The organism is Pseudomonas sp. HMSC076A11, from assembly GCF_001810205.1.
GTDB classification, from domain to species: Bacteria; Pseudomonadota; Gammaproteobacteria; order Pseudomonadales; family Pseudomonadaceae; genus Pseudomonas; species Pseudomonas aeruginosa.
On sequence record NZ_KV800246.1, the window covers coordinates 1 to 217 of the forward strand.

At 51.2% G+C, this 217-nt stretch carries 1 pseudogene; it reads left to right on the forward strand.

Annotated elements, in window-relative coordinates:
- Positions 1–217 (forward strand): annotated as a pseudogene (locus HMPREF2716_RS00220) (SEL1-like repeat protein); the annotation flags it as partial.

Below are 217 nucleotides of genomic sequence, written 5' to 3' on the forward strand. Positions count from 1 at the left end.
TCGTCGAGCTTTACAGCAAGGCAGTGGAGCGTGGCCACTGGAAGGCCATGCATAACTTGGCGAACCTCTATCGTACCGGTTGGCCGGGAGGTGTGGAGAAGGACACTCAGAAAGCTCTAGACCTTTACCAGAAAATGATCGATCTGAAGATTCCTCAAGGTTTCTATAATATGGGGGCAATGATCGGTAATCGTGCCGGGGTCAAGAATCCTGCAAC